The 20,931-nt window shown below is 45.4% G+C and carries 17 protein-coding genes; 4 read left to right on the plus strand and 13 right to left on the minus strand.

What is annotated here, in order from left to right:
- Positions 1-46: 46 nt before the first annotated feature.
- Entirely contained in the window at positions 47-1,483 is a 1,437-nt protein-coding gene (gene asnS, locus GWR56_RS03645) for an asparagine--tRNA ligase (protein ID WP_162429806.1), read from the plus strand.
- Positions 1,484-1,581: 98 nt separating this feature from the next.
- Positions 1,582-2,055: an SRPBCC family protein gene (locus tag GWR56_RS03650; RefSeq protein WP_162429807.1), complete on the plus strand. Its 474-nt coding sequence runs from the start codon at positions 1,582-1,584 to the stop codon at positions 2,053-2,055.
- Between the two features lie 70 nt (positions 2,056-2,125).
- Here the strand turns inward: GWR56_RS03650 and GWR56_RS03655 are convergent, their stop codons facing one another.
- The 3 genes from GWR56_RS03655 to secA all read right to left on the minus strand — a co-directional run bounded on the left by GWR56_RS03655 (position 2,126) and on the right by secA (position 7,290).
- On the minus strand, positions 2,126-3,310 hold the full coding sequence (locus GWR56_RS03655; RefSeq protein WP_162429808.1) for a M20 family metallopeptidase: 1,185 nt from the start codon (positions 3,308-3,310) through the stop codon (positions 2,126-2,128).
- Positions 3,303-3,770: an SPOR domain-containing protein gene (locus GWR56_RS03660; RefSeq protein ID WP_162429809.1), complete on the minus strand. Its 468-nt coding sequence runs from the start codon at positions 3,768-3,770 to the stop codon at positions 3,303-3,305. The genes GWR56_RS03655 and GWR56_RS03660 overlap by 8 nt, the downstream gene beginning before the upstream one ends.
- A 211-nt stretch (positions 3,771-3,981) precedes the next feature.
- Complete coding sequence (gene secA / locus GWR56_RS03665) at positions 3,982-7,290, minus strand: preprotein translocase subunit SecA (RefSeq protein ID WP_162429810.1); 3,309 nt, start codon at positions 7,288-7,290, stop codon at positions 3,982-3,984.
- A gap of 190 nt (positions 7,291-7,480) precedes the next feature.
- Between secA and purD the strand changes: the two genes are divergently transcribed.
- Positions 7,481-8,755 carry a phosphoribosylamine--glycine ligase gene (purD, locus tag GWR56_RS03670; RefSeq protein ID WP_162429811.1) on the plus strand — a complete coding sequence of 425 codons (1,275 nt, stop codon included), beginning with the start codon at positions 7,481-7,483 and terminating at the stop codon, positions 8,753-8,755.
- Between the two features lie 188 nt (positions 8,756-8,943).
- Here purD and GWR56_RS03675 read toward each other — a convergent pair whose 3' ends face one another.
- The 3 genes from GWR56_RS03675 to GWR56_RS03685 are packed head-to-tail and all read right to left on the minus strand — an operon-like array spanning position 8,944 to position 12,531.
- Positions 8,944-10,074 (minus strand): TlpA disulfide reductase family protein, encoded by a 1,131-nt coding sequence (locus GWR56_RS03675; RefSeq protein ID WP_162429812.1) that lies wholly within the window; start codon positions 10,072-10,074, stop codon positions 8,944-8,946.
- 50 nt (positions 10,075-10,124) lie between these two features.
- Positions 10,125-11,297, minus strand: a complete 1,173-nt coding sequence (locus GWR56_RS03680; RefSeq protein WP_162429813.1) for a TlpA disulfide reductase family protein — start codon at positions 11,295-11,297, stop codon at positions 10,125-10,127.
- A gap of 52 nt (positions 11,298-11,349) precedes the next feature.
- Positions 11,350-12,531 (minus strand): formimidoylglutamase, encoded by a 1,182-nt coding sequence (locus GWR56_RS03685; protein ID WP_162429814.1) that lies wholly within the window; start codon positions 12,529-12,531, stop codon positions 11,350-11,352.
- A gap of 155 nt (positions 12,532-12,686) precedes the next feature.
- On the opposite strand from GWR56_RS03685, the gene GWR56_RS03690 reads away from it, so the two are divergent.
- The gene (locus GWR56_RS03690; protein WP_162429815.1) at positions 12,687-13,655 is read left to right on the plus strand and encodes an NAD-dependent epimerase/dehydratase family protein; all 969 of its coding nucleotides are present in this window, start codon (positions 12,687-12,689) and stop codon (positions 13,653-13,655) included.
- A 7-nt stretch (positions 13,656-13,662) separates the two neighbouring features.
- Here GWR56_RS03690 and GWR56_RS03695 read toward each other — a convergent pair whose 3' ends face one another.
- From GWR56_RS03695 to GWR56_RS03725, 7 genes are all read right to left on the minus strand, one after another.
- On the minus strand, positions 13,663-15,453 hold the full coding sequence (locus tag GWR56_RS03695) for an ATP-binding protein (RefSeq protein WP_162429816.1): 1,791 nt from the start codon (positions 15,451-15,453) through the stop codon (positions 13,663-13,665).
- 148 nt (positions 15,454-15,601) lie between these two features.
- Positions 15,602-17,032 (minus strand): 23S rRNA (uracil(1939)-C(5))-methyltransferase RlmD, encoded by a 1,431-nt coding sequence (gene rlmD / locus GWR56_RS03700; protein WP_162429817.1) that lies wholly within the window; start codon positions 17,030-17,032, stop codon positions 15,602-15,604.
- Positions 17,033-17,090: 58 nt separating this feature from the next.
- Positions 17,091-17,822 (minus strand): ferritin-like domain-containing protein, encoded by a 732-nt coding sequence (locus GWR56_RS03705; RefSeq protein ID WP_162429818.1) that lies wholly within the window; start codon positions 17,820-17,822, stop codon positions 17,091-17,093.
- 60 nt (positions 17,823-17,882) lie between these two features.
- The gene (gene creD / locus GWR56_RS03710) at positions 17,883-19,238 is read right to left on the minus strand and encodes a cell envelope integrity protein CreD (RefSeq protein WP_162429819.1); all 1,356 of its coding nucleotides are present in this window, start codon (positions 19,236-19,238) and stop codon (positions 17,883-17,885) included.
- Positions 19,239-19,292: 54 nt separating this feature from the next.
- Positions 19,293-19,598 carry a transcriptional regulator gene (locus tag GWR56_RS03715; RefSeq protein WP_162429820.1) on the minus strand — a complete coding sequence of 102 codons (306 nt, stop codon included), beginning with the start codon at positions 19,596-19,598 and terminating at the stop codon, positions 19,293-19,295.
- Positions 19,599-19,642: 44 nt separating this feature from the next.
- On the minus strand, positions 19,643-20,281 hold the full coding sequence (locus tag GWR56_RS03720) for a hypothetical protein (RefSeq protein ID WP_162429821.1): 639 nt from the start codon (positions 20,279-20,281) through the stop codon (positions 19,643-19,645).
- Between the two features lie 66 nt (positions 20,282-20,347).
- On the minus strand, positions 20,348-20,929 hold the full coding sequence (locus GWR56_RS03725; protein ID WP_162429822.1) for a TetR/AcrR family transcriptional regulator: 582 nt from the start codon (positions 20,927-20,929) through the stop codon (positions 20,348-20,350).
- Positions 20,930-20,931 lie beyond the last annotated feature (2 nt).

The raw sequence follows: 20,931 nt of genomic DNA on the forward strand, positions 1-20,931 counted from the left end.
GCTTTTTAGCAAATAATTGTATTTTTGCCGCATATACTTTTATAATATGAGCCCTCGTACAAAAATTAAAGCACTGCTTGAAAGCGGTAAAACCGATATTGATGTAACCGTTAAAGGATGGGTACGTACCTTCCGCAACAATCAGTTCATAGCTTTAAATGATGGCTCAACAAATAGCAACCTGCAAATAGTTGTTGATTTTGAAAACACCGACCCTGCTTTATTAAAACGCATTAGTACCGGCGCGGCGCTTAGCGTTAGCGGCAGGCTTGTCGAATCGTTGGGAAAGGGCCAGAGTGTTGACGTTAAAGCAACATCCATAGAAATACTTGGCGACAGCGACCCGGAAAAATATCCCCTGCAGCCTAAAAAGCACAGCCTCGAATTTTTACGCGAAATAGCGCACCTGCGGTTCCGTACCAATACTTTCGGGGCCATATTCAGGGTGCGTAATACGCTATCGTTTGCCGTACATACCTTTTTCCAGGAGCGGGGCTTTGTGTACCTGCATACGCCTGTAATTACCGCCAGTGACGCAGAGGGTGCCGGCGAAACCTTCCACGTAACCAACTTTGACCTGGCCAACCCCCCAAAAACTGAAACCGGCGAGGTAGATTTTAAACAGGACTTTTTCGGCCGTGCCACTAACCTTACCGTATCGGGCCAGTTGGAAGGTGAGCTGGGCGCAATGGCTTTAAGCGACATTTATACATTCGGGCCTACCTTCCGTGCCGAAAACTCAAACACTACCCGCCACCTGGCCGAGTTTTGGATGATAGAGCCTGAGATGGCTTTTTACGACGCCAAGGACAACGCCGACCTTGCCGAGGCTTTACTTAAATATGTGATTAGCTATGTGCTTGATAAGAACAAAGAGGATCTTGAATTTTTAAGTCAGCGGTTGCTTGACGAAGAAAAACAGAAGCCGCAAAACGAACGCTCTGAAATGACCCTGTTAGAAAAGCTGCAGTTTTGTTTGAACAATGATTTTGAACGCCTTACTTACACCGAGGCTATTGATATCCTGAAAGAATCGACCCCGAACAAAAAGAAAAAGTTCCAATATCTTGTAGAAGGATGGGGTACCGACCTGCAATCAGAACATGAGCGTTACCTGGTTGAGAAACACTTCAAAAAACCGGTTATCCTTACGGATTATCCAAAAGAGATAAAATCGTTCTACATGCGCCAGAACGACGATGGCAAAACCGTTGCCGCTATGGACATCCTTTTCCCGGGCATAGGCGAGATCGTTGGCGGTTCGCAGCGCGAGGAACGCCTTGATAAACTGGAGCAGCGTATGGACGAGATAGGCATCCCTAAAGAGGAACTTTGGTGGTACCTGGATACCCGCCGTTTTGGTGGATGCCCGCATTCGGGTTTTGGTTTGGGCTTCGAGCGTTTGGTACTTTTTGTTACCGGGATGGGCAACATCCGGGATGTTATACCTTTCCCAAGGTTCCCGAAAAACGCAGAGTTTTAACCGGAAATTTCTCAGATTTTTTAAGGAATTTTCTGAAAAACTGCCGCTAATGCAGCATATCTGCCTGCGTTTTGTTGGCAGCTTCGGTCAGGAATATTATGCCAAAAATAGAATTATCTACCACCATTAACGCCGCTATACAATGCTGCTTTGACGTATCAAGGGATATAGATATTCATATGGCTTCAACCGCGCATACCGGCGAAAAAGCCATCTCCGGCCGCACCAGCGGACTGATAGGACTGGGCGAAACCGTTACCTGGCGGGCAAAACACTTCGGCATATGGCAAAATCTTACCTCTAAGATCACCGAATTTAACTCACCCAACTTCTTTGTTGATGAAATGGTCGAGGGTGCTTTCAAAAGTTTCAGGCATAAGCATTATTTCGACAAACTCAATGATAGTCAAACACTTATGAGGGACGTGTTTATTTTTAAATCGCCATTAGGTGTATTTGGCAATCTTGCCGATCGGTTGTTCCTGAAACAATATATGACCAATTTGCTGGTAAAGCGTAACCTGGTAATTAAAAAAGAGGCAGAAGCACAGACCATAGCCGATAGTCAATAAACATATTCAATGGTACGTTACTGCACAAAAAAGCACTCCATAGACTATCGACTATCGTCCATGGACTAACCTAATTCCCCAACTGCTTAACCGCCAGGTAAGCCATCAGGCCAGTGCTCAACTCCAGCGCGCTTTCCTCTATGTCAAAGGTTGGGGTGTGTACCGATGAGGTAATGCCCCGGGCCTCGTTACGGGTACCCAAGCGGTAAAAGCAACTATCGGCTGCCTGCGAGTAATAAGCAAAATCCTCTGCAGCCATCCAGATATCCAGGTCGAGCACGTTTTCCTTACCAAGGTAATCCTCGGCATTGGCGCGGGTTACAGCAGTTAACTTTTCCTCGTTGATAAGAAATGGGTAACCCTTCATAATATTAAACTCGCAGTTGCCGCCCATACTTTCGGCGATGCCTTCGGCCATTTTCTTCATTTTAATGTGCGCTTCGCTGCGCCATTTTTCGTCCATCGTGCGGAAGGTCCCTTCCAGATAAACCTCGTTAGGGATAACGTTGGTAGCGCCATTGGCAATTACCTTACCGAATGACAATACCGACGGACTTTTAGGATCGGCAAACCGGCTAACAATGGTTTGCAGGGCAGTTAATATATGCGCGGTGATGATAACCGGATCAACATTTTGCTGGGGCTGGGCGCCGTGGCCCCCTTTGCCTTTTACGGTAACGTAAAGCTCATCGGTTGATGCCATGTATTTACCGGCGCGGAACCCCACCTTACCCGCATCAATAAGCGGCATAACATGCTGGCCAATAACAGCAGCAGGCTTAGGGTTTTCAAGTACCCCCTCCTTTATCATTAGGCTGGCACCACCAGGCAGCTTTTCTTCAGCCGGTTGAAATATCAATTTTACAGTGCCACCAAATTCGCCTTTTAAGCTTGTTAGTATTTTGGCCACGCCCAATAACGATGAAGTGTGCACATCGTGCCCGCAGGCGTGCATTACACCGGGATTTTGCGATTTATACGGAACATTGTTCGCCTCTGTAATTGGGAGCGCGTCCATATCTGCACGCAGGGCCACCACCTGATCGCCGGGCTTATCACCCTTTATCAATGCCACCAGGCCTGTATCAGCCATTTTATGATATTCCAGGCCAAGTTCTTCCAGCTTATTTGCCACAAACACCGATGTTTCTACCTCATGGAAAGAAAGTTCGGGATGCGAGTGCAAGTGCCTGCGGTTAGCTACCACATCATCAAAAATATCTTTTGCTAAAGCGCGTATTCTTTCTTTAATCATTAGGGGTAGCGGTTTTTGGTGGATTGATCTTTTCGGATACGATGAACATTGCCGCGAACATCGTTTTTAGCTGCTCTTTCATTCGCTCGGCCTCAATTCGCGACCTGAAATCGCCGGCCCTTACTTTAAAATTCGGTTCGCGGTAAATAATATAAGTGCGCATCTCGGGGAAGGCCCTGTTAAATTTAGCTTGCGCGTTATAAGCCGCGGTGCGGTTGCTGCCGCTGTATATTTGCACACGATAACCATACGATGAGGTATAACCCACAGCGCCGCTAACATTGCTTTTATTAAGATCGGCACGCCTGGCTAAAAGGGTGTCAAACAAGGCCGGGGCTACAACCTGTACCTTGCCGCGTGTTTGTGCTGCGGCAAATGCCGGCAGTAATATGGCTACACAAAAAAAGCAACATTTGATAAGGCTAAATTGAGCTTGGTTACCAGATATTGCTTTTTTCATATTTGTGTTTTAATCCTTAACCGTCATTAGAGGTACGAAGCAATCTCTTTAAGCATACCGGCTATGCATCGTTCAGAGATTGCTTCATACTCGCAATTACGCACGGGGTTTGTTTGCGTTGTCATGCTGAACGATAGTGAAGCATCTGTTGCCAATATGCTTGTTCACTATCAGATCCTTCGCTATCGCTCAGGGTGACAAGAACATATTTTTAATTTTGCCCTACACCGTGGCAGTTTTTGTATTTTTTGCCGCTACCGCATGGGCACGGGTCGTTTCTGCCTATCTTTTGCTCCACTTTTACGGGGGTCGGCTTTTGTATTTCGCGTGTATCTTCAACCGGCATACCATTGGTTTCTCTAACCAATTCCGGTTTTGACGTACGCATGTTCCTTAGATCGAGCTTTGGCTGCGGTGCTGCCTCGCGTACCTGCTCCGGCGCCTGCTGAACCGGGATACCGCCCCTGAAAAGGAAGCTAACCAGCTCTTTGTTCACGTTTGATAACATCTGGCGGAACAACTCAAAGGCTTCAAACTTGTAAACCAGCAACGGGTCTTTTTGTTCGTAAACGGCGTTTTGTACCGATTGCTTCAATTCATCCATTTCGCGCAGGTGCTCTTTCCAGGCGTCGTCTATCAGATAAAGGGTAACGTTTTTTTCGAAGGATTTGAATACTTCTAAGCCGTTATTCTCAACTGCCTTTTTAAGTGGAACCGATACCTGCAGGCCATGGATACCATCAGAAAAAGGAACTACAATATTTTCTACATATTGGCCGCGGGTGTCGTAAACATCCTTTAACACAGGGTATGCCTGCTGCGCAACCGCCTCTGCCTTGCGTTTATAGAAGTTGGTTACCTCGGTAAATGTGCTCTCAACCAATGTATTTATATTGGTAGCCGAAAACTCCTCCGCGTTAACTTCAGTATCTATCGAGAATAAACGGATGATCTCCATCTGGAAACCTTCGTAATTATTCGCCTCTTTATATTCTGTTACTACATCTTCAATAACGTCATAAACTGTATTGCTCAGGTCAACGTCAAGGCGGTCTCCAAACAGGGCGTTCTTCCGCTTAGCATAAATAACGGTACGCTGCGAGTTCATGACATCGTCATACTCCAGCAAGCGTTTACGTATACCAAAGTTATTCTCTTCTACTTTCTTTTGTGCTCGCTCAATTGATTTCGAGATCATTGAGTGCTGTATCACCTCACCTTCCTCGATACCCATGCGCACCATCAGGTTTGAGATACGCTCCGAGCCAAATAAACGCATCAGGTTATCCTCAAGCGATACAAAGAACTGCGACGAACCCGGGTCGCCCTGCCTTCCGGCACGCCCGCGCAACTGCCTGTCAACACGTCGCGATTCGTGGCGCTCGGTACCTACAATGGCTAAACCGCCGGCAGCCTGCACACCCGGGCCTAATTTTATATCCGTACCACGGCCGGCCATGTTGGTTGCAATGGTCACTGTGCCCGCCTGGCCAGCTTCGGCCACAATGTCGGCCTCCTTCTGGTGCATTTTAGCGTTCAGTACATTGTGCTTGATACCTCGCAGCTTAAGCATACGACTCAGTAATTCAGATATCTCTACCGATGTTGTACCCACAAGTACCGGCCTGCCAGCCTGTGTAAGGCTCACAATCTCTTCGGCTACGGCGTTGTATTTTTCGCGCACGGTGCGGTAAACAAGATCCTGCCTGTCGTCGCGGCTTATCGGGGTATTGGTTGGTATTTCTACCACATCAAGCTTGTATATTTCCCAAAACTCGCCCGCTTCGGTAACGGCGGTACCGGTCATACCACAAAGTTTGTGGTACATCCTGAAGTAGTTTTGCAAAGTTACCGTAGCAAACGTTTGTGTAGCATCTTCTACCTTAACATTCTCCTTAGCCTCAATAGCCTGGTGTAACCCATCCGAGTAACGGCGGCCATCCAACACACGGCCTGTTTGCTCATCAACTATTTTTACTTTACCATCGTCAAGGATATATTCGGTATCTTTTTCAAATAATGTGTATGCCTTAAGTAGTTGGTTAACCGAGTGGATACGTTCTGATTTGATAGAGAAATCGCGCATCAGCTCGTCTTTTTTAGCAATCTTTTCTTCGGCCGGAAGATCAGACTTTTCAATATTGGCAATTTCGGTACCTACATCGGGCATTACAAAGAAGCTTGGGTCCTCACCCGATGCAGTGATCAGTTCGATACCTTTTTCAGAAAGTTCAACCGAGTTATGCTTTTCGTCGATGACAAAAAACAGTTCCGAATCAACCTTGGGCATTTCCTTGCCCTGGTCCTGCATGTAATGGTTTTCCGTTTTTTGCAATACCTGCCTGTTTGCGCCTTCACTTAAAAATTTGATAAGGGCCTTATTTTTTGGCAATGCACGGTGAGCGCGTAATAAAGACAAGCCGCCTCCATCAATACCCGTATCACCATCATTTATCGCTTTTTTGGCCTCGTTTAAAACACTGTTAACGTATGCTTTCTGGGCGTTCACAAGGCGCTCTATACGGGGTTTAAGCTCATAAAATTCGTGCTCATCGCCACGCGGAATTGGCCCGGATATGATCAGCGGCGTACGGGCGTCATCAATCAACACCGAATCCACCTCATCCACCATGGCGTAGTGCAGCTTGCGTTGCACCAGCTCTTCAGGGCTGCGTGTCATGTTGTCACGCAAATAGTCAAAACCAAATTCGTTATTGGTACCAAAGGTAATATCAGCTAAGTACGCTTTGCGGCGCTCTTCAGAGTTTGGCTCGTGCTTATCAATACAATCAACCGCCAGGCCGTGAAACTCATATAAAGGCCCCATCCACTCGCTATCGCGGCGTGCCAGGTAATCGTTAACCGTTACAATGTGCACACCCTGGCCTGCAATGGCATTAAGGTAAGCAGGCAGCGTAGCTACCAGCGTTTTACCTTCACCGGTTGCCATCTCGGCAATTTTACCCTGGTGCAGTACAATACCACCAATCAGCTGCACGTCGTAGTGTACCATATTCCAGGTAACCTCGTTACCCGCAGCAAGCCAGGTGTTATGGTGAACGGCCTTATCGCCTTTTATAATGACATTATTTTTTTTGGCTGCCAGCTCACGGTCAAACTGGGTTGCTGTAACTTCAAGGATTGGGTTTTCAGCAAATCGGCGCGCCGTTTCTTTTACCACGGCAAATGCCTCAGGTAAAATATTCATTAATATATCCTCAAGCTCTTTATTGCGGTCTTTTTCAAGCTTATCCAACTGCGTATACAGGGTAACCTTTTCGCTTACCTCCATATTCAGTTCGGTTTCGGTACGGGTTTTTATGGCCTGTATCTCGCTGTCGACACCGGCAAGGCCTGCTGCAATGGTCTCTTTAAATTCTGCTGTTTTAGCCCTAAGCTCATCGTTGCTCAGCTGGTCAAGCTTGGCGTATGCAGCCTTTATCTTCTCAACTATAGGCGTAAGGCCTTTAACGTCACGTTCTGATTTGCTTCCAAAAAGCTTACTGAAAAAATCTAACATATTGTTTTTATATAATGCACCAAACTCAATAATTGCGCCAGTGCAATTTTAAAGTCATTTTGACATGCAAAGGTACGAAAATAGTATCAAGTAGCAGGTATCAAGTAGCAAGTACATTGCTTCAAATGGCCAAAATCCTGATACTTGATACTAGATACTCGATACTCTCAAAAACATTATCTTTGCCCGTATGAACATCCTGCTCCTTGGCTCGGGCGGAAGGGAAAGCGCCTTCGCCTGGAAAATTTCGCAAAGCCAGAAATGCGACAAGCTTTTTATAGCGCCCGGCAATGCCGGTACCGGCCAGTATGGTACTAACGTTAACTTAAAGGTTACTGATTTTAAAGGCATAAAGGCTTTTTGCCTGGCAAACGGTATCAATATGGTGCTGGTAGGGCCCGAAGAACCGCTTGTAAAAGGTATTCACGATTTCTTTTTGGCTGATGAACTGCTAAAGAACATTCCGGTAATTGGCCCTCAACAGGAAGGCGCTCAATTAGAGGGCAGCAAAGACTATTCAAAAGCATTTATGCAGCGTAACAACGTGCCGACTGCTGCGTCGCGCACGTTTACACGCGATACTTTGCAGGAAGGTTTTGACTATTTGGCCACCGCCGGCCTGCCCGTGGTATTAAAAGCCGACGGACTGGCAGCAGGCAAAGGCGTTTTAATTTGCCTTACCCTTGAAGAAGCCCGCCAGGAACTATTGGAAATGCTTACCGAAGCCAAATTTGGTGATGCCAGCTCAAAGGTGGTGATAGAACAATTTTTACAGGGAATAGAGCTTTCGGTTTTTGTAATGACCGATGGCAGCAACTACAAAATATTACCCGAAGCGAAAGACTATAAGCGCATTGGCGAAGGGGATACCGGTTTAAATACCGGGGGGATGGGCTCGGTTTCGCCGGTGCCGTTTGCCGATGCGGAATTTATGCAAAAGGTAGAGCAGCGGGTGATCATTCCTACTATTGAGGGGCTGAAACGTGAAGGAATACCCTATAAAGGATTTATTTTTATAGGGTTAATGAATACCTATGGCGAGCCCTGGGTTATTGAATACAACTGCCGTATGGGCGACCCTGAAACGGAAAGCGTTATGCCGCGTATTGAGAGTGACTTTGTAGACCTGCTGCTTGGCGTTGCCGACGGCAATTTGAACGAGAAAGAGTTAATAATAGCTGATAAAACCGCTGCTACCGTAGTGTGCGTAGCCGGCGGCTATCCGGGCGAATACTTAAAAAATAAAACCATATCCGGTATCGAAAATGTTCGCGATTCGCATGTATTCCATGCGGGCACCAGCCTTGATGGCGACGAAGTAAAGGCAACCGGGGGCCGCGTGTTAGCCATTACCAGCTTACAGGATAATATGTTCGATGCGCTGCAGCAGGCCACTGCCGACGCCGCCCGTATTTATTACGATGGGGTATATTTCCGTAAGGATATCGGGTTTGACCTTTTATAGTCCGAAAGTCCAATGTCCGGAAGTCCGAAAGACGGAAAGATAAATAGTCATTAAATTATAGTCCGAAAGTCCAATGTCCGAAAGTCCGGAAGACGGAAAGATAAATAGTCGTTAAATAGAAAGTCCGAAAGAAGAAGCTAAGCAGCTTTATCTTTCGGACTTTCTGTCTTCCGGACTTTCTGACTCAATTAGATCTTCCCGAACAATTCGGCAAGCTTATCTTCCAGGTCCAGGCCTCTCAGGTTTTTGCCAATGATCTTACCGTTAGGGTCAATCAGAAAATTTTGAGGGATGGCGCGTACCGCGTATGTATCGGCGGGGCGGCTTTTCCAGCCTTGCAGGTCAGATATCTGTGTCCACTGCAGGCCGTCCTTATGGATGGCACCCATCCATGCCGCTTTAGCACCTTTACCATCAAGCGACACCCCCAAAATGGTAAAGTTTTTTGTTTTATACTGATTGTAGGCGCGAACAACATTTGGATTTTCGCGGCGGCACGGGCCGCACCACGATGCCCAAAAATCAACCAATACATATTTCCCGCGGAATGAGGCCAGGCTGACAACCTTACCTGCGGTATCAGCTTCGGCAATATCAGGGGCGGTTGCGCCAAGGGCTACTTTCTTAAGCTTGGGCAGCAGATCGCCAAACGCCTTACCCCCCTCTGATCCCTTTATTGCAGGGGAAAGATTGCTGTAAAGCGGCTCAATATCTACATAATCGGCGCTGTAAACAAAGCTTTGCAAAGCGTTTAAACTCACGTACGAGTCGGGGTGCTCCTGTATAAATTTTTTGTTTATTTCTTTTTCCTGTGTTTCTATGGTTTTTTCATCCTTCCAGCTTTCCCTCATAAAAGCAGGAGATTTTTTTTGTTCGTCGGTAATACCCTTTTGCTTTTCTTCCATCGCTGTATAAGCATCGTTTATGGGTTTTAAAGCCGCCTGATATTGTTCATTTTCGGCGTTTGCCTTTGTACCGCTTACCGATGCTTTTGCAATTTCGTCATTGCCGTTCACGGTAATGGTTCCCGGCTCAATATAAATGGCCTTATAATCGCGTGATGAGTTTATGCTATTGCCTTTAGGGTTTAGCAATAAATATCCCTGCCCGGGTGTGGCGGCCGCCATGCCCGTAAACTTAAATTCGCCGTTTTTCAATACAGCCGAATCCATAACCGTTTTTCCAGCGTTGCGGTATTGTATGTAAACTTTGGCGGGGGCGTTGTAAGCACCAACCTTGCCTTGTACGGTAAAGGCGGCATCCTGTGCCATAGCAAGCATTGGCAAAAGCGCCATCGCGCTTGCAATTAGTTTTTTCATAATATCGTTATCAATTTGTAAGCCCTAATATCAAATTAAATTGCACGAAATCAAATTTTACCGAGTAACTTTTCCAATGCAATATCCAGATCATCGCCGCGCAGGCCCTTGGCTACGATTTTCCCCTGCGGGTCTATCAGAAAGTTTTGCGGGATAGACTGGACGCCATACAAAGTAGCGGCTAAATTACCCCAGTATTTCAAGTCAGAGACTTGTGTCCAGGTAAGTCCGTCGTTTTTAATAGCTGCAAGCCAGGCGCTTTTACCCTCGGGTTTGTCTAACGATACGCCAAGCACTGTAAAGTTTTTGCCTTTATACTTGTTATATAACTTTATCAGGTTTGGGTTCTCCTGCCTGCAGGGGCCGCACCACGACGCCCAAAAATCTATCAGCACATATTTGCCCCGAAATGATGACAATTGCACCGGCAAGCCGTTTACATCATTTTGGGTAAAGTCAGGCGCAATAGCGCCTATATCGGTTAGCTTCAATGCATCAATGGATATTTTTAACTGTTTACCACCTTCAGAATTTTGCAGATCAGCCGATAGCTGGTTAAACAAGGGTTCTATTTCGGCAACCTGTGGGGTAGGGCCGCTTATGCCCGATAAAGCCAGCAAACTGATATAGCTTGATGGATGAGTGGCTATAAAATTTTTAAGAACGCTTTTTTGCTCGGCTTGCAGTACTTTATATTTGGCTTGCATGCTGTTTTGAAACGCCGCAGAACGTTGCTGTGCGGCGGGCGCATTTTGGGCCTCGGCGGTTAGTTTTTTTGCTTTGTCCACTATCACATTCAACTGCGACTTAAGTGCTTTGTTATCATCATTTACGGGCGACCCGATAATATCGGCGTGCGCAATAGAGTCCTTTCCAGTGATTGTGATATCACCTTTTTCAATAAAAAAGCTTAGGCCATCAGCGGTTTTTGAAGGCCTGCCGTTAGGGAAGTTCTCCTCGCTGTACTTATCAAAGCCCTGATTTTTATGGTCGATAAACAGTGATGCCATAACCGGATCCATCACCACACCTTCAAACTTAAACTCGCCGTTAATGACATTGGCGGAATCTATTATATTATCAGCTCCCGAGTAGTAAACCAGGTAAGCCTTAGCCGGCGTTTTTATATCAGTAAGTTTGGTTTGCAGGGTAAACGGTTTTCCGTTTTGAGCAAAGGCTAGCACAGGCAAAAATGCCAATAAGGCAAAAAACAATTTCTTCATTTAAAATATTGGTAAAGTATCTATAACGGGTAAATGCCTAATCAATTGCAGGTTAGTTCAGTTTTTGATAGGTGCGCCACCACAGATCGGGCATTTCGCCGGATACAGCAGTTTTATAGTCGTCATACCGGCAGGGCACTAAATGGAATCGCTCGTTTTTTGAACCGCCTGTTGGATAAGGCACCTGCATCCACCAGCGGTCGCTTTTTTTGCTCTTCACAAACACCAGTTCGTGTTCGTCGTGTTTAAGGCTGGTTTTGTATATCAGGTATTGTGATTTTGGATTGAGCGGGAAATCCCGTTTGCGGTTATAAAAGCCATCGATGAAGTACCATACCATCTGCGAAAGCAGCATGGCGGTTTGCCCGTTACTATCATACGCCGGGTTAAATTCGTAGAAACCTATTGACGTAAGTTTATCATTAAAACCTGCGTAACGGCATATCTGGCAGGCTTCTTCGCCATAAAAGCCGTTTGGTTTCGCGTTGGCATTGCCCGCCGCGTCTGATGAGCGAATGGCACCCATATCAAAGCTTATCATGTTGGCATTGCGGATGATGGGCTCGGCCACCGCTATGTTTTGGGTAAGCTCGCCAAGGCGGTGCACATCAAAATAAAGTTTATCCATAACACGCAAACTATCCTGGCTGGCAAAATAGGTTTGATAACCCATATTGCTGTAGTTAAACAGGTAATTTGGCTCGTGCAGGAAAATTTTATTCAGATAAGACGCAGAAGTAGTTTCAATGGTTTCACTGAAACTATCGTCTTCCAGGTCAAACTGCGAATCAACTACCAGCATATCTACCTTTTGTTCAAGACTTTCATACCCAAGGTACTGGGCGTAGGTAAGATCCTGCCCTCCGCCGATGATCAGCGGGGTAATGTCTTTTTTAATCAGTTCCTCAACAACGGTTTTTAACGCGTAATAAGTATCAACTACTGTTTCGCCGCGGGCGATGTTACCCAGGTCGGCTATCCTGGTGGTATAGCTGCCCTCGTGAAGCTGGTAAAGTTTCTCGCGGACATAATCGGGCCCCAAGGCACAACCGGGGTTGTTTATGGCATTTCTGTCATCAAGCACTCCAATAATAGCTATATCGGTTTTTTGTTCCAGATCCGGAAAGTCAACCGAATAGTGCTCGATCTTATCGCCCAGCTGACTGGTGAAATATCCGTTTCTTGGCGTGATCTTTTTAAGATCGATAGGTGTAAAAAAATCGGCTAAAGACATTGTTTATTGATGTGCAAAATATGCTAATGTGCAAATGTGCAGATATTTTTGGACGTGTCGTTATCCAATTTTTAATATCAAACATCATTTTTTATTTTTTTATCAGCACGTCTGCATATTTGCACATCCGCATTTCTAATTGCAGATTTGCAGATATGATTTTAGTAACCGGTGCAACAGGATTTTTAGGGGCGGAATTAGCGAAGGAACTTGTGCTGCGCGGAAATAGTATCCGGTGCACCAAAAGGGAATCTTCAACCATTCCCCGGATATTGGCACCATACGCAGCTAAAATTGAATGGGTTAATGCCGACCTGATGGACGAAGCCGCACTTGAACTTGCCCTTGAAGGCATCACCCAGGTTTATAATTGCGCCGCTTTTGTATCTTTAAAGCAAGCCGATAAAGCACCCATGATACGCACCAACGTACGGGGAACGGCTACACTGGTTGATCTTTGCAACGAAAAGGGTATCCGTATGGTGCATACGAGTTCTGTAGCGGCGGTAGGCGATGCTAAGCCCGGCGAACTGATCACCGAGAACCATCACCTTGATTCAACAGCCGAAACGGATGGCTACGCAATATCTAAATTGGAAAGTGAAATGGAAGTTTGGCGGGGCATCGCCGAAGGCCTGGACGCTGTTATTGTAAATCCCACCATTATTATTGGGGCAAGCGCCGGCACAGCCGGCAGCGGACAGATTTTTGAGACCGTGCGCAAGGGCCTTAAATTTTACACCCGCGGCACTATTGGTTTTGTTGATGTGCAGGATGTAGCCAAATGCATGATAGCATTGATGGAAACCAACATTAGTGGTGAACGCTACATCATCAATGCCGAAAACCGCGATTACAAGCAGCTTTTTGAAGAAATAGCCACCTCCATGGGCGTGCCTGCCCCTACCACTCTGGCTAAACCCTGGATGATGGAAATGGCCTGGCGGGCTGCGGCTACATGGGCAGCAGTAACGGGTAAAGCCCCGGCCCTTGACAAAACCAGCGCCCGTGCGGCATCAGTAACGCGCGAGTTTGATAACACTAAAATAAGAAAAGCAATAGGTTTTGAATTTAAACCGGTAAGCGAAACGATAAAAGAAGTTTGTTTGGCTTTAAAACAATAAACCTTCACTAACCTGCTAATACCTTACCCTGTTTTGCCGCATTTAAAGCCTCCAGCTTTTGATATAATGCAGCGGCCTGAAATGGTTTCGACAGATAATCGTGCATGCCGGCCTCTTTTATTTTATCGTGTATATTATGCGAGACGGAGGCCGTTAGCGCAATTATTGGTACCTGTGCTTTGCTGCTATCGGTTAATAACCGTATAGCTTGTGTGGCCTGGTAGCCATCCATTAATGGCATATGTAAATCCATCAGCACCACATCAAAGTTTTGAGCCGACAATTTATCTATCGCCTCCTGCCCGTTGTTGGCAATTACCGCATTTATTTGCCATTTAGTTAACAGCTTTACTAATAACTGGGCGTTAACGCGGTTATCTTCGGCAATCAGCACGTTCAATCCCTCAAGGCTGGTATTCATTACTGTATGCAGCGATATGGGGTTAACATTGCCCTTATACAGTTCAAATTTAATAGTAAATGAAAATACCGAGCCTTTATTTTCCTGGCTTGTTAATTCAATGGCGCTGTTAAAAAGGCCCAGCAAACGTTTAACTATAGCCAGCCCCAGTCCGGTTCCGCCGTAGTGGCGCGTAGTATCTGCTGATGCCTGCATAAATGGATCGAATATTACTCCTTGCCTGTCGACAGGGATGCCAATGCCAGTATCGGCCACTGAGAAGTTTATGGTTAGGTGATCTTTGTCTTTATGGTTTACGGTAGCGTTAACACTCACCTGCCCCGACTCGGTAAACTTAATAGCATTCCCCGCCAGGTTATAGATAATTTGCGTAAGACGGGTGGGATCAGTAACCACCCAATGTTCTTTAAGCCGTGGATCGACATCTAATATCAGATGGAAGCCCTTTTCAGATGCCTTTTGCTGCAGGCCAGAACACACCTTATGTAGTAAAACCGGCAGGTGTACAGGTATGGCCTCTAACACTATTTTATCATTTTCTCCTTTGTTGTAATCTAATATATCGTTAACTAATGTCAATAAGCTAACCGCCGAAAACTCCAGTATATCGAGGTTCTCAGTTTGCTCCGGAGTAGCTGTGTCTTTAATAAGGCTGGTCATGCCAATAACGGCGTTTAATGGCGTCCGCAACTCATGCGACATGGTTGAAAGAAATACCGACCGCGATTCGGCAAGCGCTTTTGTTTCGGCAATAGTAGCCTGTAGCTGTTTGTTCAAAATTTCTTTTTCGGCCACATTATCCCTAAAGGCACGGTAAAAAAGGTAATGGATAAGTACAATGGTTATAAAGTTCAAAACAACGATTATTTCGAAGCCTGGCGAAGGTAGTTCGCGGCTTATGCCATCCAGGTACCATTTACTCCTGTCGGTAATCAGCAAGTAGTACATAACCGGGGCGATAGCAAAAAAGCTGTATATAATGGCGTGACGGCTATTGATGAGATAATACCCCACAAAAGTTATCATAAATACAAACTGTAATGTAACCAGGTTAAGGCTTTGACGGATGACAATGAGGTTTACCCAAATGCCCACCAGCCCTATCAATATCATCAAATGGGCTATAACGTCGATATCATCAGGGCGGTACAGCAAATATTTGAGCAAACCGGCGTATAAAACAAATACAATAATTATGCGGTAAAGATGTGCCGGTTGTATGCCGTGATAAACTAAAGGTAGTATTATGGCTATTTTTAGCAGGCTAAGCAATAAAATGGTACACACTATTTTTATCCTTGCCCGCTTTAAATTGTCGGGTTGCAAGGCCAATACCTTTTTTATCGAGAAATTAAAAAAAGGCACAGAAATATCCATGGTAACAGCAATTAATATAGGTTTGCTTATGAAGCTAATTTACCAAAACATTTTAATAAATATTGCCCTACAGTACTGTTAAATGTATATAACGGGTTATTTTATGATGAAAAATCGTTCGATTAAACTGAACAGTAATTTAATTAACCTATAGTGCTGTTCTCAGCTTTAGCAACACTACATTCTCTACATGCTGTGTGTGCGGAAACATATCTACAGGTTGTATCCTCACTACATCATACTTCTCTTTCAGCACTAATATATCCCGGGCCTGGGTAGCGGCATTGCAGCTCACATACACAATTTTGCCGGCCTCGATTTCCATTAGCCGGGCAACCACCTCTGCATGCATGCCTGCACGGGGCGGGTCGGTGATGATCACATCGGGCTTGCCATGCGCGGCAACAAAACCATGCACCAACACATCTTTCATATCACCGGCGTAAAATTTGGTATTAGTAATATTATTTATCTGTGAGTTTACCTTTGCATCTTCAATAGCCGATGGCACATACTCTACCCCAACCACCTCGCGCACATGGCCTGCAATAAAGTTCGCAATGGTCCCCGCCCCGGTGTAAAGATCGTAAACCAGTTCATTGCCATTAAAGTCTGCAAAATCGCGGGTTATTTCGTACAGGCGCAGGGCCTGAATAGAGTTTGTTTGATAAAAGGATTTCGGCCCAACCCTAAAGCGCACCACAGCACCATTGGCAGCGGGCATCTCCTCGTGGATAAACTCGGGACCTTTCCATGCTACAACCTCCTGATCAAAAATGGTGTCGTTCATTTTTTGGTTGAGGATGTATAACAGCGATGTTATCTGCGGGAACGCGGCATCAACATAGTTCATTAACAGATTTACCTGCTCCTGGTCCGCGTGAGCAAAAACGACGATAACCATAATTTCGCCGGTTGACGAGGTGCGGATAATGAGGTTACGCAAAGCGCCGGTATGCTGGCGCACATCGTAGTAGCTAATGCCGTTTTGTTTGGCAAATGCATTAATGCTATTACGCAGATCGTTTGATGGCTCGGCCTGCAGGTAGCAATGGTTAATATTCAATATCTTATCAAAGCGGCCGGGGATATGAAAACCCAGGGCGTTCATATCCAGGATTTCATCTTCGCGGTTCTCACCATCGTAAAGCCAGCGTTTGTTGCTGAAGGTATACTCCAGTTTATTGCGATAATAGCGGTCAGCCGGTGATGGTACAATCGCCTCCATGTGCCCCACATCTATTTTGGCAATGCGGGTTAGCGCATCGTGCACGGCCTTTTGTTTAAATTTTAGCTGCGCCTGATAAGTCATGTGCTGCCATTTACAGCCGCCGCAGGTACCAAAGTGTTCGCAAAATGCCGGCACACGGTATTCTGATGGCTTGATGAGTTTGATGATCTTGGCTTCGCCGAAGCTTTTTTTGCTACGGTAAACCTCTACATCTGCCACATCGCCGGGAACGGCTTTTTCAATAAACAGCACAAAATCTTCGGCTTTGCCAACCCCTTTGCCTTCTTCGGCAATGTCAATTACGCTTACGTTCTCAAAGAACTTAGGTTTTTTTGCAGATCTACTCATCAGGCTGCAAAGGTAAATCTATTTTATAATTTTCAGAACGCGGGTTTTGACTGAAGCGTCAGGCAATTTCCATTACTACAGGTGCTGTTATTATTTTAAGTGTTTTGCTGTATTTATATTGCATCTTATTCACATACATTTCAAATGTGATACCGCCGGCCATAAACAGCTTTTTATGCGCATACCATACCAGGCACGATGTTGCATAAAAGAAGTATTTATAAGCAACCTTGCGCCACGCCTTTGAAAATGCCGACTTTCCTTCAAAGATTATGGCCAGCCGCTCTGTTTGAAAAACGATATGCGGCGCTTCGTCAATTAAGATGTCTGTACATATCTCTTTAAGCAGACGGCAGCCGGTGGCATGTTTAAGCGCCTGGTAAAATATTTGCGCGGTGCTCTCTACGACAATAACCGCCAGCGTCCATATTTCCATGCTGGTATTAAAATAACGCACCTTGCGGAACAGCGTATCGCCCCAGTTATGTTTTATACGCTTTTGTCCAATTTTGTCTATATACCTGCCCAGGTTATACCCGTGCTTTTGCTCCTCTTTTATAAAAAGTTTAACAGCATCAACATAATCAGGATCGCCCAGGCGGTATGCATACCGCGTCGAGGCCGCTATCAGGTGTTGGCCTTCAGAGGTTTCGCCCAACTGCCAGGCCTGTAACGATGGAAGTACGGTGGCTATCTCGTCCTGCGTTATGGTCGGCGCCAAGGTCCAGTTCACTCTTTTATGGCGGGCGTTTTCCTTGAAATACCTTATCCAATAATCACTTGTATGCATAGTTTTTAATGTTTAGCGTTTTTAGACAAAGAGGCGCGATACGTCGCGCCCCTTTGGTTATTACTGTTTGTCCCAGTTGATCTTGCGCGAGAAATACATGAGCAGCCCCGTAATGATGAAGAGTGCTATACTGCCTATCATAAGTGCCAGGTCTTCTAATTGTATGATGACGAAAATAAAGACGTAGATGATGGATAGTATCAGCGCAAATAGCGCGGCCGCGCCTTTATTTTTGAGTAGCGAGGCAATGAAAACCGATACCAGCCCTATTGTGGCTATGGATGCAATTAAATAGGCTGCATTATAACCAACCTGCTCAGAGAACGAAAGCAACAAGGTGTAATAAATGATCATGGCAGCGCCTATCAGTATGTAGTTGAACGGATGGATCCTGTTCTTACGAATAACCTCGGTGAGGAACAACGACACAAACGTTAACAGCACGATAAGTATGGCGTACTTACTGGTACGGGTTATCTTCTGGTATTGGTCAACCGGCAGGCGCAGCTTTACACCAAATGATGCATCGCCAAGCTTACTTTTGTCGGTAAGCAAGTTGTTATCAACCACCCATTGCTGCGGATACGGGCGGTTGTAATACAGCATGCGCCATTTTGCGTGGAAACCGCTGGTATCTACTGTGCGGGTATCTGGCAGGTAACGCCCGTCGAAACTTGGCGACGACCAGTTGCCTGCCACTTCAACATCGGTGGTTTTACCAAGATGCAAAAAGTGCAGTTCCTGGCTGCCTTTCAGATCCAGCGTGTAATCAAAAGTAAAAGCGCCGTTTGCAACATTGGTTAAATTCAGGTTAGCCTGCAGGCCGCCGTTAAATAAAGGGTGAGCGTTAAAAGATGGCTCGGCATTGAGCTGCTGGCCGGCAGCAGTTACCATCGGATTATTTTTAAGGCCTTTCAGGTCTGATATGCTGAACTCCAGCCTTGCCTTATCCAGCAGCAATTGTTCGGGCACTAACGAGAGGCTGCCAAGTTCGGCCCTGCCAAAGTTACCTGCAATTTTTATTGAGGAATTGTAAACCACAGTTTCGAACATTCCCCGGTGTAATTTCTCGGGCCTTATATCGGCTTTTACCTTTAAATTTTCCGGCAGGATGTATAAATTCTCTATTACATCCCGCGTAGTTTCTTTTTTATCACTATCAGTATATTTTATGGTTTTGCGATAAGGTATAACCAGCACGGGGCCTTTTATGGTTTGGCTGCCCGACCACGTATCGGCTATGTTCTTCGCCATTTCATCCTGTCGTTCGGCGCGCTCGCGGATAAGGCTGTCAATTAATGATGATGGGATAAGCAGCACCAAAATTAAAAAGCCAATAAAAACTAATTTAACAGTGATCGACTCCTTGAGCCAATTCATAATGCCTTTTAAGGCCAACGGTTCTTCTTGTATCATTTGGATTTATTAAAAGTACTTTGAATTGCAAAGTGATTATGTAAAAAAATATAGCTATAACAATTTCTGATTTTTTATGATCTGCTCTAAAGCATTAAGGTGCTGCTTAAAGGCTTGCCTGCCTTTATCACTTGCCTCGTAATTAGTATTAGGCTTGCGCCCTAAAAATGATTTATGCACAGTAATATATTCTTCTTTTTCTAAAGCCTTCAGGTGCGATGCCAGGTTACCATCGGTGGTATCCAGCAGCTCCTTTAGCGAATTGAAATCGTACCGGTCGTTAACCATCAGCACACTCATTATTTGCAAACGCAGCCTGTTCTCAAACGCCTTATCAAGTTTTTCAAATGGAACTTTCACCAATATTATTTTTAATATACCGTAAAAATTAAGCCTATAACAACTTAAGATTTACTATCATATTTTAAGTACATAATGCTGCCGTAAACAATGTGCAATATACCAAACCCCACGGCCCAAAAAAGCAAACCATAACCCGGTAGTAATGCGGCAAACAAACCTAATACAATTTCGCAAATGCCTAAGTACTTAACATCCTTAAAAGTAAAATTACTTGCATTTATGAGCGCCAGGCCGTAAAATATTAACGTTGCTGACGCTACAATGCCTACATAGCCGCGGCTTATTAAAATAAGTATCAACGCGCCGCCCGCTATCAGGGGTACAGCCATGTTAAATAATATCTGCCGGCTGCTGTTGCCCCACATTGGTTGATTTTTCTTTTTGGCGTTACGCATGGTAAGCACCACACAGGTTGCCACTGATGCTATCAGCACAACCAAAGCGATAAGTATTAAGGTGTATAAGTCGGCGGCGGAACGGCCCTGATCAGTAATTACATACTCGCGGTAGTTATAAAACCCGCCGGAGCCATAAATGATACTATAGGCAAGCCCGGCACCTATTAACGCGTAAATACCCGCCAGCACACCGCTAAGGCCGCTAAGCGAAATAAATTTTGAGGAGCGCTCCATCATGCTGCGGATAGATGTAAGCTCGTCTTGTATTTCGTTTTGTTTCACTTAAAGTACTTTGTTATTCAAAGTAAGTTATTAAAAGGGGAACTTCCAAATAATATTATCAAAAAGTTAAACCTGAATTGCGGCCTTTACCAGGTAGGGCAATATTTCTTTCTGAAACGACACGAAATTTTTCCGCACGTCGCTATCGCTTACTGAGGTGAATGCGAAGCTGAATACAATGCTTTTGCTGCATTTGATGAGGAAACGGATGCGCTGTTGATAGGTTTCGTGTTTGCGGATGCCGGCCAGTTGGGTAAAAGAGTGCACCAGCAGTTCTTCCAGTTCGTTAGATAAGTTCTTCAAAAAATCCTGCGAGTTGGTGCTCTCGCGGATAAAGTCCCAGCCGATAAACTCATTACAAACAGTGTATGATAGCCGGCAGGTTTTCATGATGAGGTTGCTCAAATGTGCTTCCTCATCCATATCAGGGGTGTTGGTGTTTATCAGTTCGTCAACGCTCACCTTGATGTAGTCCATCAGTAAAACATGCAGAAGCGCTTCCTTACTGTCAAAATACTTGTATATGGTAGCCTTCGCGATCTTAGCCCGTTTGGCGATCTCGTTCACACTGGTTTTGTGGTAACCGAATTTGCGGAACAGATCCTGCGCTGCCCGCTTAATGCTATCTTTAATTTTATCGGCTTCCATTG

This window comes from Mucilaginibacter sp. 14171R-50 (assembly GCF_010093045.1).
Taxonomy (GTDB): Bacteria; Bacteroidota; Bacteroidia; order Sphingobacteriales; family Sphingobacteriaceae; genus Mucilaginibacter.

What these genes read in the sequence shown, in the direction of transcription:
- secA (WP_162429810.1), bottom strand. Translation starts at nt 7,290, where the DNA reads ATGTTAGATTTTTTCAGTAAGCTTTTTGGAAGCAAATCAGAACGTGAC.
- GWR56_RS03650 (WP_162429807.1), top strand. Translation starts at nt 1,582, where the DNA reads ATGCCAAAAATAGAATTATCTACCACCATTAACGCCGCTATACAATGC.
- rlmD (WP_162429817.1), bottom strand. Translation starts at nt 17,032, where the DNA reads ATGAGTAGATCTGCAAAAAAACCTAAGTTCTTTGAGAACGTAAGCGTA.
- GWR56_RS03680 (WP_162429813.1), bottom strand. Translation starts at nt 11,297, where the DNA reads ATGAAGAAATTGTTTTTTGCCTTATTGGCATTTTTGCCTGTGCTAGCC.
- GWR56_RS03685 (WP_162429814.1), bottom strand. Translation starts at nt 12,531, where the DNA reads ATGTCTTTAGCCGATTTTTTTACACCTATCGATCTTAAAAAGATCACG.
- GWR56_RS03705 (WP_162429818.1), bottom strand. Translation starts at nt 17,822, where the DNA reads ATGCATACAAGTGATTATTGGATAAGGTATTTCAAGGAAAACGCCCGC.
- GWR56_RS03695 (WP_162429816.1), bottom strand. Translation starts at nt 15,453, where the DNA reads ATGGATATTTCTGTGCCTTTTTTTAATTTCTCGATAAAAAAGGTATTG.
- GWR56_RS03655 (WP_162429808.1), bottom strand. Translation starts at nt 3,310, where the DNA reads ATGATTAAAGAAAGAATACGCGCTTTAGCAAAAGATATTTTTGATGAT.
- purD (WP_162429811.1), top strand. Translation starts at nt 7,481, where the DNA reads ATGAACATCCTGCTCCTTGGCTCGGGCGGAAGGGAAAGCGCCTTCGCC.
- GWR56_RS03690 (WP_162429815.1), top strand. Translation starts at nt 12,687, where the DNA reads ATGATTTTAGTAACCGGTGCAACAGGATTTTTAGGGGCGGAATTAGCG.
- GWR56_RS03725 (WP_162429822.1), bottom strand. Translation starts at nt 20,929, where the DNA reads ATGGAAGCCGATAAAATTAAAGATAGCATTAAGCGGGCAGCGCAGGAT.
- GWR56_RS03675 (WP_162429812.1), bottom strand. Translation starts at nt 10,074, where the DNA reads ATGAAAAAACTAATTGCAAGCGCGATGGCGCTTTTGCCAATGCTTGCT.
- creD (WP_162429819.1), bottom strand. Translation starts at nt 19,238, where the DNA reads ATGATACAAGAAGAACCGTTGGCCTTAAAAGGCATTATGAATTGGCTC.
- GWR56_RS03660 (WP_162429809.1), bottom strand. Translation starts at nt 3,770, where the DNA reads ATGAAAAAAGCAATATCTGGTAACCAAGCTCAATTTAGCCTTATCAAA.
- asnS (WP_162429806.1), top strand. Translation starts at nt 47, where the DNA reads ATGAGCCCTCGTACAAAAATTAAAGCACTGCTTGAAAGCGGTAAAACC.